Raw genomic sequence first — 17,474 nt, 5'->3', positions numbered from 1 at the left:
CCCTCGCGAGCGCTCAAGACCGCATCGGATCCGCCGCACGCAGTGCGACCGCCGCGGCAACAGCCGCCAGCGCGCACATCCCGATCACGATCCCCCCGAACCACGCCCACCCCCAGGCGCCGAACGCGATGCCGAGCGCCCACCCGAAAAGGCTCGAGCCGGCGTAGTACGCGAAGTAGTACAGCGAGGACGCCTGTGCGCGGCTCTCCGCGGGGGCGGCGACCGGCGTCCACCCCGAGGCCACCGCGTGCGCGCCGAAGAATCCCGCGGTGAAGAGCAGCAGCCCGACCAGGACGATGATCGTGAGCGGCGAGAGCATGAGCGCGGCGCCGCCGGCCATCACCGCGACCGAGCCCAGCAGCACGGGGTACCTTCCCGTCCGCGATGCGAGGACGCCCGCCCATGGCGAGGACGCCGTGCCTGCGAGATACGCGAGGAACAGCAGCGTGACGAGCCACGCGGGCAGCGCGAACGGCGGTGCCGAGAGATGAAAACCCAGGTAGTTGTAGACCGCCACGAAGGCGCCCATCAGCAGGAAGGCCTGCGCGTACAGCGCGAGCTGGCGGGGAGAACGCAGCAGCCGCAGGAGTCGCGTCAGCACGCCGTCACCGCGTTCGGCGCGTCGCCGCGATGGCACGAAGCCCTGCGATCTCGGCGCGAGCCAGAGGAAGAGGGCGGCCGCGACGGCGCACAGACCGGTCGCCGCCCACACACCGGCCTGCCAGCCCGCGGCCTCGGCGACGAGGCCGGACACGATCCGTCCCGCCAGTCCGCCGACCGTGGTTCCTGCGATGTAGCTGCCGGCCGCGGCGGCCGCATGACGAGGCCCCACTTCCTCCGCCAGGTAGGCGAGAGCGACGGCGGGCACCGCACCCAGCGCGATCCCCTCCGCGCACCGCGGCGCGAGCAGGATGCCGATGTCGCCGGCAAACGGCGCGAGCAGACCCAGCGCCGTCGCCGCGATCACCCCGACCGCCATCGCCGGCACGCGCCCGATCCGATCGGCGACGACCGACCAGCCGATCACCGATGCGGCCAGACCCAGCGTGGCCGCGGAGACGCTCAGCGCCGCGGTCGCCGGATCGACGGCGAGATCGCGCGCCAGCAGCGGCAGCACGGCCTGCGGAGCGTACAGTTGCCCGAACGTCGCGATTCCGGCGAAGAACAGCCCGAGGATGAGCCGCCGGTACTCAGGCGAGCCGGGGGCGTGACCGGCGAAGGTCACCGGAGGCTGATCAGCCGTCGCGCGATGCCGGGACGGGGAGCGATCGGATCCATGTCCTCCATCCTCACACGTCCGCGCACCCGGCTTCCGGCGAGGGCGCCACCCGAAGCCGGGATCCGCCCGCGGACGCGGAACGGGCCGTCACCCGCCCGAAGGCGAGGTGACGGCCCGTTCTGAAGGGTGATGCTTACGCGTTGCCGCCCGAGAGCTTCTCACGCAGAGCCGCGAGAGCCTCGTCGTCGGCCAGCGTGCCGGCACCGGTGGAGTCGCTGGAGAACGACTGGGCGCTCGCGCCGAAGTCGTCGCCCGCAGCGGCCTCGGCCTCGGCGGCCTTGATGACCTGAGCCTTGTGCGCCTCCCAGCGAGCCTGGGCAGCCGCGTACTCCTGCTCCCATGCCTCGCGCTGGGTGTCGAAGCCGTCCTTCCAGGCGCCGGTCTCGGCGTCGAAGCCCTCGGGGTACTTGTACTCGCCGTTCTCGTCGTACTCGGCGAGCATGCCGTACAGGGCCGGGTCGAACTCGGTGCCGTACGGGTCGACCGACTCGTTGGCCTGCTTCAGCGACAGCGAGATGCGACGACGCTCGAGGTCGATGTCGATGACCTTGACGAAGACCTCTTCGCCCACCGAGACGACCTGCTCGGCCAGCTCGACGTGCTTGCTGGACAGCTCCGAGATGTGCACGAGGCCCTCGATGCCGTCCGCGACACGCACGAACGCACCGAACGGGACGAGCTTGGTGACCTTGCCCGGCGTGACCTGACCGATCGCGTGGGTACGGGCGAAGACCTGCCACGGGTCCTCCTGCGTCGCCTTCAGCGACAGGGAGACGCGCTCGCGGTCGAGGTCGACCTCGAGGATCTCGACGGTGACCTCCTGGCCCACCTCGACGACCTCGGAGGCGTGCTCGATGTGCTTCCAGGAGAGCTCGGAGACGTGCACGAGACCGTCCACGCCGCCGAGGTCGACGAACGCACCGAAGTTCACGATCGACGACACGACGCCCTTGCGGACCTGACCCTTGTGCAGGTTGTTGAGGAACGTGGTGCGCGACTCGGACTGCGTCTGCTCGAGCAGGGCACGGCGCGAGAGGACCACGTTGTTGCGGTTCTTGTCGAGCTCGAGGATCTTGGCCTCGATCTCCTGGCCGAGGTACGGCGTGAGGTCGCGGACGCGACGCAGCTCGATGAGCGAGGCCGGCAGGAAGCCGCGGAGGCCGATGTCGACGATGAGTCCACCCTTGACGACCTCGATGACCTGACCGGTGACGACGCCGTCGTTCTCCTTGATCTTCTCCACGTCGCCCCAGGCACGCTCGTACTGTGCGCGCTTCTTGGACAGGATCAGACGGCCTTCCTTGTCCTCCTTCTGGAGAACGAGGGCCTCGACCTGGTCCCCGACGGAGACGACCTCGTTGGGGTCGACGTCGTGCTTGATGCTCAGCTCGCGCGAGGGGATGACGCCCTCGGTCTTGTAGCCGACGTCGAGGAGGACCTCGTCGCGGTCGATCTTGACGATCGTGCCCTCGATGATGTCGCCGTCGTTGAAGAACTTCAGGGTCTTCTCGACCGCAGCCAGGAAGTCCTCGGCAGATCCGATGTCGTTGATCGCGACCTGCTTGGTGGCCGGAGCGGCCGTTGCGGTAGTCATGTAGTGGGTTGTCCTTGTTGATGGATACTCGGGCTGCGGCGCGCGCTCTTCACAGAGCAGAGGATCGCACCGCGGCGAAATGAATGTGTGTTGTCCGTCACGCACGCGGGAGGAAGCCCCCACGGGTGACACCTCATGCTATCAGGTCGCTGAGCGCTCCGGTGATCGCGTTTCCCCGCGCGCACCCCCGTCGAGGACAGCGGGCCTGGCAGACTGTGGACATGACCGACGCCGCTCCGAAGCTCCTCCTTCTGGACACCGCCAGCCTCTACTTCCGCGCGTTCTACGGCGTGCCCGACGCGGTCAAGGCGCCGGACGGAACCTCGGTGAACGCGGCCCGCGGGCTGCTCGACATGATCGCGAAGCTCGTGACGACCTACCGGCCCACGCACCTCGTGGCCTGCTGGGACGACGACTGGCGTCCGCAGTGGCGGGTCGACCTCATTCCGAGCTACAAGGCGCACCGCGTCGTCGAGGTCGTCCCCGGCGGCGCCGACGTCGAGGAGGTGCCGGATCCGCTCGAGGCGCAGATCCCGATCATCCGCGAGGCGCTCGCGGCGCTGCGCATCCCTGTCATCGGCGTCGCGGAGCACGAGGCCGACGATGTGATCGGCACCCTCGCGACCGTGTCGGACATGCCCGTCGACATCATCACCGGCGACAGGGACCTGTTCCAGCTCGTGGACGACGCCCGCGGAGTCAGGGTGATCTACACCGGCCGCGGGATGAGCAACCTCGAGGACCTCACCGAGGAGGCGGTGGTGCGCAAGTACGGCGTGCTCCCGAGCCAGTACGCCGACTTCGCCACGATGCGAGGAGACGCCTCCGACGGGCTCCCCGGCGTGGCCGGGGTCGGCGAGAAGACCGCCGCGAACCTCCTCGCCGTGCACGGCGACCTCACGGCGATCCGCGCGGCTGCAGAAGGCGCTGAGGGCATGTCGGTGGGCGTCGCGAAGAAGATCCTCGCCGCGTCGGACTATCTCGACGTCGCCCCCACCGTGGTGCGCGTCGCGACCGCCCTGCCGATCGCGGTTCCCGCCGAAGCGCTGCGACCGCTCGACGCCGCGGAGACCGCCACCGCCGTCGGGGTCGCTGAGCACTGGAACCTCGGCACGTCGATGGCGCGCGCGCTGGAGGCGCTCGGCCGCACGGCCTGAGCTCAGGACGGCGTGCCCCCGCGCGCCTCTGGAACACCTGCAGGACCGTGGGACGGATGCACGACCGGATCGCCGAATCCACCGTGCATTCGTCCCCGGATCCTGCATCCGTACCCGGATCCCACGTCGGCGCCCGGACCTGGAGGCACCCTGACCGGCCTCACTCCGCCCAGCGCAGCAGCCGGTCGAGCCCCCAGGTCGTCACGATCCGCTCTGCGGGGACGCCGGCGCGCTCGGCGCGCTGCGCGCCGTGGTCCAGAAGCGACAGCTGTCCCGGTGCATGCGCGTCGGAGTCGATCGAGAACAGGCAGCCGATCTCGAGCGCGAGCGCCAGGAGTCCGTCCGGCGGATCCTGTCGCTCGGGACGCGAGTTGATCTCCACCGCGACGCCGTGCTCCGCGCAGGCTTCGAACACGGCGCGGGCGTCGAACCGCGAGGGCGGCCTCGTGCCCCGCTCCCCCTGCACGAGCCGTCCGGTCATGTGCCCGAGCACGCTCACGCGCGGGTTCGAGACCGCGGCGACCATGCGCCGCGTCATCGGGCCGGGATCCATGGCCAGCTTGGAGTGCACGGAGGCGACCACGACGTCCAGCTCGCCGAGCAGTCGGTCCTCCTGGTCCAGGCGACCGTCGTCGAGGATGTCGACCTCGATCCCGGTGAGCATCGTGAGTCCGCCGCCGCTGAGCGCGCGCACCTGCGGCAGCTGCGTGCGCAGCCGTTCCGCCGTGAGGCCGCGTGCCACGCGCAGTCGCGGCGAGTGATCCGTGATCGCGAGGTACTCGTGGCCCAGCGCGCGGGCCGCATCCGCCATGGCCTCGATCGGGGTCGTCCCGTCCGACCACTCGGTGTGCGCATGCAGATCGCCCCGCAGCCGTGGCCGCAGCTCCGACGCGATCTCCGGCTCGACCTCGCCGCGCAGCTCGACGAGATAGGACGGCGTCCGTCCTTCGAGCGCCTGCCGGATGACCTCGAACGTCGAGGAGCCGATCCCCTTCGCCTGCTGGATCCGGTTCAGGTCCGCTCTCGCATCCTCGGGGAGCTCGGCGTAGGTCGCCGCCGCGGCGCGGAACGCCTTGGCCCGATACCGCGACGCCCGCTCGCGCTCGAGCAGCCGGGCGATCTCGAGCAGCGCCTCCTGCGGATCCATGCCGGTCCTTCCGTCCGCGCCGCTCAGTCGGCGGCGAGCTCCTTGGATGCCGCGACCCACGCGTCCAGCTTCGCGATGGCGCGCCCGTCGTCGACCGCGGCTTCGGCCAGGGCCAGGGCCGCACGCAACCGCTCCACGATGGGCACCTGCGCCTGGGCCGCGTCGTGGGACAGCTCATAGGCGACGATGCCCGCCGCGGCGTTCAGCAGCACGATGTCGCGCACGGCGCCGCGCTCGCCCTCGAGCGTGCGGCGCAGCACATCCGCGTTGTGCTCCGGCGAGCCGCCGATGAGGTCGGCGAGCTCGGCGAGCGGGATGCCCAGGTCGCGCGGATCAAGGTCGTGCTCGTGGATGTCGCCGCGACTGACCTCCCAGATGCGGCTGTGGCCCGTGGTCGTGAGCTCATCGAGGCCGTCGTCTCCGCGGAACACCAGCGCGGTGGCTCCGCGGGTGCGGAACACGCCGGTGATGAGAGGCACGCGATCCAGCTGGGCGACGCCGACCGCGTTCGCCTCGGCGCGGGCGGGATTGCAGAGCGGGCCGAGCATGTTGAACACGGTCGGCACCCCGAGCTCAGCACGGACGGCGCCCGCGTTCTTGAAACCGGGGTGGAAGGCGCCGGCCCAGGCGAAGGTGATGCCGGTGCGATCGAGGATCTCGGCCACGGCCCGCGGGTCGAGGGTGAGCTGGAGGCCCAGCGCTCCGAGGACGTCGGAGGATCCGGACGCCGAGCTGGCCGCACGGTTGCCGTGCTTGACGACGGGCACTCCGGTCGCCCCGATGATGACGGCCGCCGTGGTCGACACGTTGACGGTCCCGATGCGGTCCCCGCCCGTGCCGACGATGTCGAGGACGTCCGAGGACACCGGCAGCGGCACGGCCGCTTCGAGGATCGCATCGCGGAAGCCGACGACCTCGTCGATCGTCTCCCCCTTGGCGCGGAGACCGATCAGGAATCCGGCGAGCTGCGCCTCGGTCGCCTGGCCGCGCATCACCTGACGCATCGCCCAGGTCGACTCGTAGACGCTCAGATCGCGTCCGGCGAGGAGTGTGGAGAGGACATCGGGCCAGGTCAGAGCTTCCGCCATGCCAGCGATCCTATCGATGTGATCCAGTCGTGATCCCCGCGATGACGGCTTCCACGCGGCCCGCAACCACGCGTCTCCCAGGGGATTCGCGGCTGGTTCCGAGGCTGCACCGAGGCGCGGACGAGCTGAACCGCCGCCCCCGGTGCGACAATCGGCGTCCAGGATCGGCCATAATGGACAGGTGACGACCTCAGCGACGTATGCCCCGGTGGCGAGAACGATCAAGCGCCCCAACCCGGTGGCTGTGGGAACCATTGTCTGGCTCGGCAGTGAAGTGATGTTCTTCGCGGGACTCTTCGCGATCTACTTCACCCTGCGCAGCACCTCTCCGGAGCTCTGGGCATCACGCACAGAGAGCCTGAACGTGCCGTTCGCCGCGATCAACACCCTGGTCCTGGTGGCGTCCTCGTTCACCTGCCAGATGGGCGTGTTCGCGGCGGAGCGCATGCAGCCCTACACGTCGGTCAACGACAAGGGCCGCAAGCGCTGGGGCATGGTCCCGTGGTTCTGGCTGACCTTCGCGATGGGCGCGTTCTTCGTGTCCGGTCAGGTGTGGGAGTACTCCCAGCTGATCGCCGAGGGCATGCCGATCTCGGCCGATTCCTACGCCTCCGCGTTCTACATCACCACCGGCTTCCACGCCCTGCACGTCACCGGCGGTCTGGTCGCGTTCCTGCTGACCCTCGGCCGCGCATTCGCCGTCAAGAACTTCACGCACAAGGAGGCGACGACCGCCATCGTGGTGTCCTACTACTGGCACTTCGTCGACGTCGTCTGGATCGTGCTGTTCTTCGTCATCTATTTCCTCAAGTAAGAAGCGGAGCGGATTCCCGACATGGCACGTGAGAAGAAGCGCCGTACCGGCCGCCGCAGCCCCCTGGCTGCCGCGGCGCTGATCGGCGCAGGCCTGATGATCACCGGCGGCGTCTACGCCGGTGCGAGTGCGGCGTTCGCCGCGACCGAGCCGGCGTCCGTCACCGCCGCGGTCTCGACCGAGGACGGGCAGAAGCTGTTCCAGGCGAACTGCGCCACCTGCCACGGCATGAACCTGCAGGGCACCGCCACCGGACCGAGCCTTTACGGCGTCGGCGAGCTCGCGGTCGAGTTCCAGATGTCGACGGGCCGCATGCCGCTGCAGATGCAGGGTCCGCAGGCTCCGCAGAAGCACCCGCAGTTCTCCGAGGAGCAGATCAAGAACGTCGCCGCCTGGGTGCAGTCGGTCGCCCCCGGCCCGACCTACCCCGAGGAGAAGACCCTCGACGGCAAGGGCGACGTCGCGCACGGCGCCGAGCTGTTCCGCATCAACTGCGCCATGTGCCACAACGTGGCCGGCGCCGGCGGTGCGCTGACCGAGGGCAAGTATGCGCCGGGCCTGATGAAGACCAGCGCCCTGCACATGTACGCGGCCATGGTCACGGGCCCGCAGAACATGCCGGTCTTCGGCAACATGTCGCTGACGGCGGAGGACAAGCGCGACATCATCTCCGCCCTGCTCTTCCAGCAGAAGGCGACCCAGGTGGGCGGCATGGATCTCGGATCCCTCGGCCCCGTCTCGGAGGGCTTGTTCATCTGGATCTTCGGCATCGGCGCACTCGTCGCCATCACCGTGTGGATCACGGCGAAGTCCAACTGACGCCGGCATATCGAAGAACGTACGAGGAGAACCATGGCACACGACGACCCGCACGCTCTTGACCGGACCTATCAGGCACCGGTCGGGCTGAGCGTCGACGTCAGCGACCCCGCGCAGAACCCGGGGCTGCCCGCGCACCGCGAGCGCGTCACGGACCAGGACCCGACGGCGATGAAGCACGCCGCCCGCACCGTCTACACGCTCTTCTACCTCTCCCTCGCGGGCAGCATCTGGGCGGTCGCCGCTTACATGCTGTTCCCGATCGAGAGCGGCTCGCTCGTCGACGTGCGCTACAACAACCTGTTCATCGGCCTCGGGATCGCCCTCGCCCTGCTCGCGCTCGGCATCGGCGCGATCCACTGGTCGAAGGCGATCATGGCCGACAAGGAGCACATCGAGTACCGCCACCCCACGCGTGGCCGCGACTCGACCCGTGAGGCCGCGATCCAGGCGTTCGCCGACGCGAACGAGGAGTCCGGCTTCGGCCGCCGCGTGATGATCCGCAACTCGCTCATCGCCGCGGTCGTCGCCTCCGTCGTCCCCGGTCTCGCGCTGTTCCGCGGCCTTGCTCCGCACAGCACCGCCGAGAACCCGATCGCGGGCGACCCGGTGCAGCTGCTCAAGCACACCATGTGGGAGAAGGGCATGCGCCTGGCGCACGACCCCGACGGCACCCCGATCCGCGCCGCGGACATCGTGCTCGGCTCTGCCGTGCACGTGATCCCCGAGCCTCTCAGCAAGGTCGGCCATGAAGACGGCTACCTCGAAGAGAAGGCCAAGGCGATCGTCCTGCTGATGCGTCTGCTCCCCGAGCAGCTCATCGAGACCGAGGACCGCAAGACCTGGTCCTACGACGGCATCGTCGCCTACTCCAAGGTCTGCACGCACGTCGGCTGCCCCGTCGCACTGTACGAGCAGCAGACCCACCACCTGCTCTGCCCGTGCCACCAGTCGCAGTTCGACGTGACCGAGCACGCCAAGGTCATCTTCGGCCCGGCCGCCCGCCCACTGCCGCAGCTGCCGATCACCGTCGACGACGAGGGCTACCTCGTCGCGCAGAGCGATTTCCACGAACCCGTCGGTCCGAGCTTCTGGGAGCGTCATTGAGCACCGCAACTGTTACCGAGCAGAAATCCTCGGAGAAGCCTTCGGAGAAGCCCTCTGAGGCGCCGCTGGGCGGCCGATTCGTCGGCGGTCTCTCCAACTACATCGATGAGCGGACGAGCCTCTCCGGCTTCGTCAAGGAGCTCGGCCGCAAGATCTTCCCCGATCACTGGTCGTTCATGCTCGGCGAGATCGCGCTGTGGAGCTTCGTCGTCGTGCTGCTCTCCGGCACGTTCCTGACGTTCTTCTTCCAGGCGTCGATGGTCCCCACGCATTACGCCGGCGCCTACGCGCCGATGCGCGGTGTGGAGATGTCCGCGGCGCTCGACTCGACGCTGCGCATCTCCTTCGACCTGCGCGGCGGGCTCCTCGTCCGTCAGATCCACCACTGGGCCGCGCTCACGTTCGTCGCCGGCATCGGCGTGCACATGCTGCGCGTGTTCTTCACGGGTGCGTTCCGCAAGCCGCGTGAGCTGAACTGGGTGATCGGCTTCGTGCTGTTCGTCCTCGCGATGGCAGAGGGCTTCACCGGCTACTCGCTCCCCGACGACCTCCTCTCGGGCAACGGCCTCCGCATCATCGACGGCATGATCAAGGGCCTCCCCCTGATCGGCACCTGGACCTCGTTCATGCTGTTCGGCGGCGAGTTCCCGGGCGACCAGATCGTGGGACGCCTCTACACGCTGCACATCCTGATCCTGCCGCTCCTGGTGATCGGCCTGGTCGTGCTGCACCTCATGCTGATGGTCATCAACAAGCACACGCAGTTCGCCGGCCCCGGCCGCACGGACGAGAACGTCGTGGGCTACCCGATGATGCCGATCTACATGTCGAAGATGGGCGGCTTCCTGTTCATCACGTTCGGCGTGATCGTCCTGATCGCCTCGCTGTTCCAGATCAACCCGATCTGGAACTACGGTCCGTACGACCCGTCCCCCGTCTCGGCGGGTACCCAGCCCGACTGGTACATCGGCTTCGCCGACGGTGCTCTGCGTCTGGCGCCGTCGAACCTCGACGTCGTCTTCCTCGACCACACCTGGTCGTTCGGGATCATCATCCCGGTCCTGGTGCTGGGCCTGTTCATCGTGCTCGTCGCCATCTACCCCTTCATCGAGGCGTGGCTGACCGGCGACAAGCGCGAGCACCACATCGCACAGCGCCCGCGCACCTCCGCGACCCGCACCGCGATCGGCGTCGCCGGCGTGATCTTCTACGCGGTGCTGTGGGCGGCCGCGTCGTCCGACCTGATCGCGACGCACTTCTCGCTCACGATGGAGGGCGTGATCCACACGCTCCAGGCGCTGCTCTTCCTCGGCCCGATCCTCAGCTACTTCATCACGAAGCGCATCTGCATCGCGCTCCAGAAGAAGGACCGCGAGATCGTCCTGCACGGCTACGAGTCCGGTCGCATCGTCCGCCTGCCCGGCGGCGAGTACATCGAGGTCCACAAGCCGGTCGACGTCTACGACCGCTGGAAGCTCATCGACACCGAGGTGTACGAGCCGCTCGTGGTCCGCCCGAACGCCAAGGGTCGCATCCCGTGGACGCAGAACCTGCGTTCCTCGATGTCGCGCTGGTTCTTCGAGGACCGCCTCTCCCCGCTCACGCAGGCCGAGATCGCCGCAGCGGACGCGCACCAGCGTCACACGCTGCACGACACGAACGAGTCCGCGCACGAGGAGATCGTCGCCTCTCACGCCCGTGCAGGTGTGAGCGAGGACGAGATCGAGCCCGCCGACAACTCGCGCGTCAGTGAGACCCCGAACACGCCGAGCTCCGCGCTCGCGCCGGAGTCGCTGCCTGCGAAGGAGAGCGGCGAGTAGTCCGCTCCCCCACCACTGCCGAAGGCCCCGTCATCTGACGGGGCCTTCGTCGTCGGTGCCTCCGCGCCGGAGTAACCTGGCCAGATGACCTCAGCCGTGGACCACTTCTCCGCCAAGCTCGCCCACGAGACCGATGCGAGCGACGTGCATGCCGCCCGTAAAGCCGGCCGGGAGATCGCCGTCGTCGATGTCCGCAGCGACGAGGCATGGGCCCAGGGCCGCATCGTCGACGCGATCCACATGCACTACAGCGAGATCGCCGCGAGGGCGCCGCAGGAGATCCCCCAGGGCACGCCCGTGGTCGTCTACTGCTGGAGCCCCGGCTGCAATGCGGCCGACAAGGGCGCCCTGGAGTTCGCCAAGCTCGGCTACGACGTGAAGCTCATGATCGGCGGCTTCGAGTACTGGGTGCGCGAGGGCTACCCCGTCGAGAACGCCGACGGCGTGCATCGCCGACCGGTGGATCCCCTCACCGGCGTCCCGCGCATCCGCACCAACGCCTGACACGGCACCTAGGAACGGTGCAGGCGACCGGTCCCGGGGTCGATCCAGTTGCCGGAACCGGTGGTCCGATGCCAGCGCTTGTGGAACGCGAGGTCGGTGCCGTCGGCCTCGACGACGGCCGCACCGCACAGATCGCAGATGCGCAGGAGGACGGTGTCGCCGTTCGCGGTCGTGACGAAGACCGTCCCCTCCGGGAATACTACGCCCATCACGCTCCTCCTTGCGCGGCAGCCGACACAGGGCGGTCGGCCTCCGAGCCTGCCATCAGCGTACGTCATGCGGCGTCTCTGCGCCGTGAGTCAGTGTCGGGTGAGCAGCCCTCAGACGACGAGGCCCCTGGAGCAAGAGCTCCAGGGGCCTCGTGAGAAGAAACTCAGCGGGCGAAGTGACCGCGGTAGTACTCGTACACCCAGCCGACGATCGCGACCACGAAGATGGCCAGCGCGACCGGGAAGAGGAAGACTCCCACGGCCAGTGCGATCATCCCGACGGCAGCGGCTCCGGCGAGCACGATCGGCCACCAGGACCAGGGGCTGAACTCGCCGAGCTCGGGGTCACCGTCATCGATGTCGCTCGTGAGGATGTCCTCGGGGAGGCTACCTCCCTGGGCCTTGTGCGTGCGGTCCAGGTAGAACGCGATCATCGCGGCCATGAAGGCGGCGAAGAACAGTGCGACGGTGCCGACCCACTCGATGGCCCTCACGGGCGGCTCACCGGCGTGCGCGACCAGGTTCCAGACCGTGTAGATCACGCCGACGAGGGCGAAGAATCCGGTAAGGATCCACCAGAGAACGATGTTGTCGCGCATGGGTCAGTGGGCCTTTCCGTCGGCGGCCGCGGCAACCGGGTGCTCTGCGGCCTCCGGGTGATTGAGGTCGAATGCCGGACGCTCGCTGCGGATCCGCGGGATCGACGTGAAGTTGTGGCGCGGCGGCGGGCACGACGTGGCCCACTCGAGCGAAGCCCCGTAGCCCCACGGGTCGTTCACGGTGACCTTCGGCGCCTTGCGCGCGGTCAGCCACACGTTCAGGAAGAACGGCAGCATCGACGCGCCGAGGATGATGGCGCCGATCGTGGAGACCTGGTTCTCCCAGGCCCAGTTGTCGTAGGCCGAGTAGTCGGCGTAACGACGCGGCATGCCGTCGACGCCCAGCCAGTGTTGGATGAGGAACGTCATGTGGAAGCCGATGAACAGCATCCAGAAGTGCACGTAGCCGAGGCGCTCGTTGAGCATCCGGCCGGTCCACTTCGGCCACCAGAAGTAGAAGCCCGCGAACATGGCGAACACGACCGTGCCGAACACCACGTAGTGGAAGTGCGCGACGACGAAGTACGAGTCGGAGAGGAAGAAGTCCAGCGGCGGGGAGGCCAGGATGACACCGGTCAGACCACCGAAGACGAACGAGACCAGGAAGCCCAGCGCGAACACCATGGGTGTCTCGAAGGTCACGGATCCTCGCCAGAGCGTGCCGATCCAGTTGAAGATCTTCACGCCGGTCGGAACCGCGATGAGCATGGTCATGAGCGCGAAGAACGGCAGCAGGACACCGCCGGTCACGTACATGTGGTGCGCCCACACGGCCACCGACAGGGCGGCGATCGCGATCGTCGCGTAGACGAGGGTCTTGTATCCGAAGATCGGCTTGCGGCTGAACACCGGGAAGATCTCCGAGACGATGCCGAAGAACGGCAGCGCGATGATGTAGACCTCGGGGTGGCCGAAGAACCAGAACAGGTGCTGCCAGAGGAGCACGCCGCCGTTGGCCGGGTCGTAGATGTGCGCGCCGAGCACGCGGTCGGCGGCGGCGGCCAGCATGGCCGCGGCCAGGACCGGGAACGCCATCAGGATCAGCAGGCTCGTGATCAGCGTGTTCCACGAGAAGATCGGCATGCGCCACATGGTCATGCCAGGAGCGCGCATCGTGATGATCGTGGTGATGAAGTTGACCGCACCGAGGATCGTTCCGAAACCGGACATGCCGAGGCCGAGCATCCACAGGTTTCCACCGGCGCCGGGAGTGAACGAGGCGCTCGCGAGCGGCTGATAGGCGAACCAGCCGAACGAGGCGGCGCCCTGCGGGGTGAGGAAGCCGGCGACCGCGATCGTGGAGCCGAACAGGAAGAGCCAGAACGCGAAGGCGTTCAGACGCGGGAATGCGACGTCGGGGGCGCCGATCTGCAGCGGCAGGATCGCGTTCGCGAAGCCCGCGAACAGCGGGGTCGCGAACATCAGCAGCATGATCGTGCCGTGCATCGTGAACAGCTGGTTGTACTGCTCCTTCGTCGGGATGATCTGCATGCCCGGCGAGAAGAGCTCAGCGCGGATGATGAGAGCCATCACGCCGCCGAGGAGGAAGAACAGCACCGAGGCGATCAGATACATGTATCCGATCGTCTTGTGGTCGGTGGAGGTGATCCACTTGACGACGATGTTGCCCTTCTGCTCGACGCGGGTCGAGCTGAGCAGGGCCGCCTGGCGCGGCGGGATCGTCGTCGGACGCGCGCCGACCTCTGACGTGTCGGGAAGAGTGCTCGTCATTCTGCTTACTTCGCTTCCGAGTCGGTCGTGGGCTTGCCGGTGCCGGGGTAGTTGGTCAGGCGGTTGTAGGCGTCGGTGATGTCACCCGTGTTGCCCTCGTCCTTGAGCTTGGCGAGGTACGACTGGTAGTCAGCGTCGCTGACGACCTTCACGTTGAAGAGCATCATCGAGTGGTACTCGCCGCAGAGCTCTGCGCACTTGCCCTGGTAAGTGCCCTCGCGGGTCGGCGTGAAGGACCACGAGTTGTCCTTGCCGATGTACATGTCCTTCTTGTACAGGAAGTCGATGATCCAGAACGAGTGGATCACGTCGCGCGACTGCAGGTTGATCTTGACCGTCTTGTTGACCGGCAGGTACAGGGTCGGCAGAGCCGACTGATCGATGTTGCCCGCCTTGTCGGGCTGCGCCTGGACACCCATGGTCCACACGGCGTCGGAGTTGTCCTTCTCCTTGCCGTCGTACTGGAAGTCCCAGGCCCACTGCTTGCCGATCGCGGTGATCTCCACATCGGGCTTGTCGTACTGCGTCTCGATGATCGTCTGATCGCGCGCGGTGAAGGCGAACATCCCGAAGATCAGGATCAGCGGGACGATCGTGTAGAAGATCTCGAGCGGCATGTTGTAGCGCAGCTGCACCGGGAGGCCGGTCTGGCCCTTGCGGCGGCGGTAGGCGATCGCGGCCCAGCCCATCAGACCCCAGGTGATGAGGCCGACGATGAGCAGGACGATCCACGAGTTGACCCAAAGCGCGGCGACGCGATCGGTCTGGTTGGTGGCGGGTGTGCCATCGGCTACGAAGCCCGGAAGGAATCCGTGGAGCTCGGTGGGAGAGCATCCCGCGAGGGCCACGGCTGCCGCAACTCCCAAGGGGAGTGCGGCCCAACGAAGGCGGCGTTTCGAGGGCACGATGCACCTTTCAGATCACGGACGTGGGCTACCCCAGTCTAGGGCAAGCTCACACCCGATTCACGCCATCCACGCAGGTTCGGCGTGGATGGCGCAGGGGTGGGAGAGGGGAATTCTGCGGGTCAGTGGAAGCTGTCGCCGCACGCGCAGGAGCCCTGCGCGTTGGGGTTGTCGATCGTGAATCCCTGCTCCGAGATGGTGTCCTTGAAGTCGATCGCCGCACCATCGAGATACGGCACGCTCATGTTGTCGATGATCACCTCGACGCCGTCGAAATCGACGGTCTCGTCGCCTTCGAGATAGCGCTCGTCGAAGTAGAGCTGGTAGATCAGGCCAGAGCAGCCTCCGGGCTGCACGGCGACGCGCAGGCGCAGGTCGTCGCGGCCCTCCTGCTCCAGCAGGCTCTTCACCTTCGCCGCTGCGGCGTCGGTGAGCTTCACGCCGTGCGCGGCGGTGGTCTCGGGGGTGAGGGTGATGTCGCTCATGTCGCTCCTTGGATCGGCCGTGGCCAGGCACGGTTTCCGTCAGTCGAGTCTACCGCCGCGCACGCGCAGGGCATCGATCACGGCCGGTCACGACCGCGTCTCGATGCACTCCGGGTCGTCAGAGGGTGATCTCGTTCATCCGCGTGAGCAGCAGCGCCTCGGTCGCCACGGCGTGGCGGAACGTGTCCAGGTGCAGCGACTCGTTGGGGCTGTGCGCCCGCGAGTGCGGGTCCTCGACCCCGGTCACGAGGATCTCTGCGCCGGGGAATCGCTCCACCAGGTCCGCGATGAACGGGATGGATCCGCCGATGCCGAGATCGACCGGCGCCGTGCCGTAGCCGTCCGCCATCGCACCGCGCACCAGGCCGACGGCCCATCCGCTGGTCTCGACCAGGAAGGGGTTGCCGAGATCGACGTCGGAGAAGGAGAGCTCGGCGCCGAAAGGCACGTGAGCCCGCAGGTGCGCCTGCAGTGCGGCGTACGCGTCGTCCGCGCTCTGCCCCGGCGCGATGCGGCAGCTGAGCACGACGGTGGCCTCGGGCGAGAGGGTGTTGGATGCCGCCGCGACGGACGTGGCGTCGACGCCGATCACCGTCACGGACGGCTTGTTCCAGATGCGGCTGAGGATCGTGCCGTCGCCGATGGGCGACACCCCTGGCAGCAGCCCCGTCTCGTCGCGCAGCGTCTCCTCGCTGTACTCGGGCGTGGCGGCGTCGCGCACGGTCAGCCCCTCGACCGCGACGGATCCGTTCTCGTCCCACAGCGTGTTCAGAAGGCGGATGGTCGCGAGCATGGCGTCGGGCACCGCTCCCCCGAACATGCCGGAGTGCGAGGCGTGGTCGAGCGTGCGCACCGTGAGGGTGAAGCGCACCGCGCCGCGCAGCGAGACCGTGAGCCCTGGCGTGTCGGAGTCCCAGTTGCCGGAGTCCGCGACCACGATCGCGTCGGCGCGCAGCGCGTCCTCATTGTCGGTGAGGAACTGCGCGAAGGAGCGGGATCCGTACTCCTCCTCGCCTTCGATGAACATCGCGATGCCGAGGTCCAGGTCGTCGCCCAGCGCCTCAGCGACCGCGCGGATGGACGCGATGTGCGCCATGATCCCCGCCTTGTCGTCGGCGGCCCCGCGGCCGTACAGGCGGCCGTCGCGGACGGTCGGCTCGAACGGCGGGGTCTCCCACAGCTCGTCGGCCCCGGGGGGCTGCACGTCGTGGTGCGCGTAGAGCAGGATCGTGGGCTTGCCGTTGCGCGCGGCCCTGCGGGCCAGGATGGCGGGCTGTCCGACTTCGTCGGTGCCGGGGATCGCCGCTCGCAGCACGCGCACGCTGTCGAACACTCCCGTCCCCTCGGCGAGTTCGGCGACCGCTGCGGCGCTGCGCACCAGCTGGGTCTGATCGAAGGCGGGCCATGCGATCCCCGGGATGCGCACCAGGGCGCCGAGATCGCTGAGGGCGGCGGGGATCCCGGTGCTCACGGCGGCGGTGACGGCGGCTTCGACGTCACCGGGGGCGGTGACCGAGGAGGAGGGAGAAGTCATGCAGGTAATCTTAGAGAACACCCGTTTCCCGTCTCTCGACCTCAGGAGCCTTCGTGCCCAGCACTCCCACCCCCGCACCAGAGGACTCCTCGGCCGACGCGAGCGGCAAGGGACGCCGCACACCGACGCGCGCGGAGCAGGAGGCCGCCCGTCGCCGGCCGCTCGTGCCGGACACCAAGGAGGCCAAGGCGCAGGCGCGCGCCGACCTGCGTCAGCGCCAGGACCGGCAGCGCATCGGCATGGCCAACGGCGAGGAGAAGTACCTCCCCGTCCGCGACCGCGGCCCTCAGCGCCGCTGGGTGCGCGACTACGTCGACGCCGGCTGGCACGTCAGCGAGTGGATCATGGCCCTCATGGTCGTCGTGATCGTCGTCTCGCTGATCCCGAACACGCTGGTCGCCTACTGGGCGTTCATCGGCCTGTGGGGGTTCATCGCGATCGCGGTCATCGACATGGTCTTCCTCGGCATCCGGGTGAACCGCCGCATCGCCGAGAAGTACGGCAAGGACAAGCGAGAGCGCGGTCTCGCCTGGTACGCCGCCATGCGGTCGCTGCAGATGCGCTTCATGCGCCTGCCGAAGCCCCAGGTCAAGCGCGGGCAGTACCCGGACTGATCCGGATCCCCCTGACAGACGAGAAGGTCCCGGTGCGCAGCGAGCGCCCGGGACCTTTCTCGTCGTGT

The 17,474-nt window shown here is 68.2% G+C and carries 17 protein-coding genes; 7 read left to right on the top strand and 10 right to left on the bottom strand.

Going from position 1 to position 17,474, the window contains the following annotated elements:
* Window positions 1-13 precede the first annotated feature (13 nt).
* A complete protein-coding gene (locus tag CQ044_RS04630; RefSeq protein WP_105687200.1) occupies window positions 14-1,225 on the bottom strand; it encodes an MFS transporter in 1,212 nt (403 codons plus the stop codon).
* Window positions 1,226-1,412: 187 nt separating this feature from the next.
* Complete coding sequence (rpsA, locus tag CQ044_RS04625) at window positions 1,413-2,873, bottom strand: 30S ribosomal protein S1 (protein ID WP_045272506.1); 1,461 nt, start codon at window positions 2,871-2,873, stop codon at window positions 1,413-1,415.
* Window positions 2,874-3,094: 221 nt separating this feature from the next.
* On the opposite strand from rpsA, the gene CQ044_RS04620 reads away from it, so the two are divergent.
* Window positions 3,095-4,030 carry a 5'-3' exonuclease gene (locus CQ044_RS04620; RefSeq protein ID WP_105687198.1) on the top strand — a complete coding sequence of 312 codons (936 nt, stop codon included), beginning with the start codon at window positions 3,095-3,097 and terminating at the stop codon, window positions 4,028-4,030.
* A 160-nt stretch (window positions 4,031-4,190) separates the two neighbouring features.
* Here CQ044_RS04620 and CQ044_RS04615 read toward each other — a convergent pair whose 3' ends face one another.
* Complete coding sequence (locus CQ044_RS04615; protein WP_105687197.1) at window positions 4,191-5,177, bottom strand: PHP domain-containing protein; 987 nt, start codon at window positions 5,175-5,177, stop codon at window positions 4,191-4,193.
* A 23-nt stretch (window positions 5,178-5,200) separates the two neighbouring features.
* The gene (gene trpD / locus CQ044_RS04610) at window positions 5,201-6,265 is read right to left on the bottom strand and encodes an anthranilate phosphoribosyltransferase (protein ID WP_105687195.1); all 1,065 of its coding nucleotides are present in this window, start codon (window positions 6,263-6,265) and stop codon (window positions 5,201-5,203) included.
* Between the two features lie 181 nt (window positions 6,266-6,446).
* On the opposite strand from trpD, the gene CQ044_RS04605 reads away from it, so the two are divergent.
* The 5 genes from CQ044_RS04605 (at window position 6,447) to CQ044_RS04585 (ending at window position 11,329) form a co-directional block, all read left to right on the top strand.
* Window positions 6,447-7,079, top strand: a complete 633-nt coding sequence (locus tag CQ044_RS04605) for a heme-copper oxidase subunit III (protein ID WP_105687193.1) — start codon at window positions 6,447-6,449, stop codon at window positions 7,077-7,079.
* Window positions 7,080-7,100: 21 nt separating this feature from the next.
* On the top strand, window positions 7,101-7,898 hold the full coding sequence (locus tag CQ044_RS04600; RefSeq protein WP_105687191.1) for a cytochrome c: 798 nt from the start codon (window positions 7,101-7,103) through the stop codon (window positions 7,896-7,898).
* 33 nt (window positions 7,899-7,931) lie between these two features.
* Entirely contained in the window at window positions 7,932-9,005 is a 1,074-nt protein-coding gene (locus CQ044_RS04595) for a ubiquinol-cytochrome c reductase iron-sulfur subunit (protein WP_105687190.1), read from the top strand.
* Complete coding sequence (locus CQ044_RS04590) at window positions 9,002-10,825, top strand: cytochrome bc complex cytochrome b subunit (protein ID WP_105687189.1); 1,824 nt, start codon at window positions 9,002-9,004, stop codon at window positions 10,823-10,825. Before CQ044_RS04595 ends, CQ044_RS04590 begins: the two co-directional genes overlap by 4 nt.
* Before the next feature lie 84 nt (window positions 10,826-10,909).
* The gene (locus CQ044_RS04585) at window positions 10,910-11,329 is read left to right on the top strand and encodes a rhodanese-like domain-containing protein (RefSeq protein WP_105687187.1); all 420 of its coding nucleotides are present in this window, start codon (window positions 10,910-10,912) and stop codon (window positions 11,327-11,329) included.
* 8 nt (window positions 11,330-11,337) lie between these two features.
* Here CQ044_RS04585 and CQ044_RS04580 read toward each other — a convergent pair whose 3' ends face one another.
* From CQ044_RS04580 to CQ044_RS04555, 6 genes are all read right to left on the bottom strand, one after another.
* Entirely contained in the window at window positions 11,338-11,538 is a 201-nt protein-coding gene (locus tag CQ044_RS04580) for a histidine ammonia-lyase (RefSeq protein ID WP_105687185.1), read from the bottom strand.
* Between the two features lie 164 nt (window positions 11,539-11,702).
* Window positions 11,703-12,137: a cytochrome c oxidase subunit 4 gene (locus CQ044_RS04575; RefSeq protein WP_045272496.1), complete on the bottom strand. Its 435-nt coding sequence runs from the start codon at window positions 12,135-12,137 to the stop codon at window positions 11,703-11,705.
* Window positions 12,138-12,140: 3 nt separating this feature from the next.
* Entirely contained in the window at window positions 12,141-13,868 is a 1,728-nt protein-coding gene (ctaD, locus tag CQ044_RS04570; RefSeq protein ID WP_045272495.1) for a cytochrome c oxidase subunit I, read from the bottom strand.
* Window positions 13,869-13,873: 5 nt separating this feature from the next.
* Complete coding sequence (gene coxB, locus CQ044_RS04565; protein WP_105687183.1) at window positions 13,874-14,773, bottom strand: cytochrome c oxidase subunit II; 900 nt, start codon at window positions 14,771-14,773, stop codon at window positions 13,874-13,876.
* A gap of 122 nt (window positions 14,774-14,895) precedes the next feature.
* Window positions 14,896-15,258 carry an iron-sulfur cluster insertion protein ErpA gene (gene erpA / locus CQ044_RS04560; protein ID WP_045272493.1) on the bottom strand — a complete coding sequence of 121 codons (363 nt, stop codon included), beginning with the start codon at window positions 15,256-15,258 and terminating at the stop codon, window positions 14,896-14,898.
* A 118-nt stretch (window positions 15,259-15,376) separates the two neighbouring features.
* The gene (locus CQ044_RS04555; RefSeq protein ID WP_105687182.1) at window positions 15,377-16,792 is read right to left on the bottom strand and encodes a dipeptidase; all 1,416 of its coding nucleotides are present in this window, start codon (window positions 16,790-16,792) and stop codon (window positions 15,377-15,379) included.
* Between the two features lie 53 nt (window positions 16,793-16,845).
* Between CQ044_RS04555 and CQ044_RS04550 the strand changes: the two genes are divergently transcribed.
* On the top strand, window positions 16,846-17,406 hold the full coding sequence (locus CQ044_RS04550; protein ID WP_045272491.1) for a DUF3043 domain-containing protein: 561 nt from the start codon (window positions 16,846-16,848) through the stop codon (window positions 17,404-17,406).
* Window positions 17,407-17,474: the final 68 nt, after the last annotated feature.

It is taken from the genome of Microbacterium sp. MYb64 (assembly GCF_002979495.1).
Taxonomy (GTDB): Bacteria; Actinomycetota; Actinomycetes; order Actinomycetales; family Microbacteriaceae; genus Microbacterium; species Microbacterium azadirachtae_A.
This window is presented reverse-complemented; position numbering and strand designations above follow the sequence as displayed.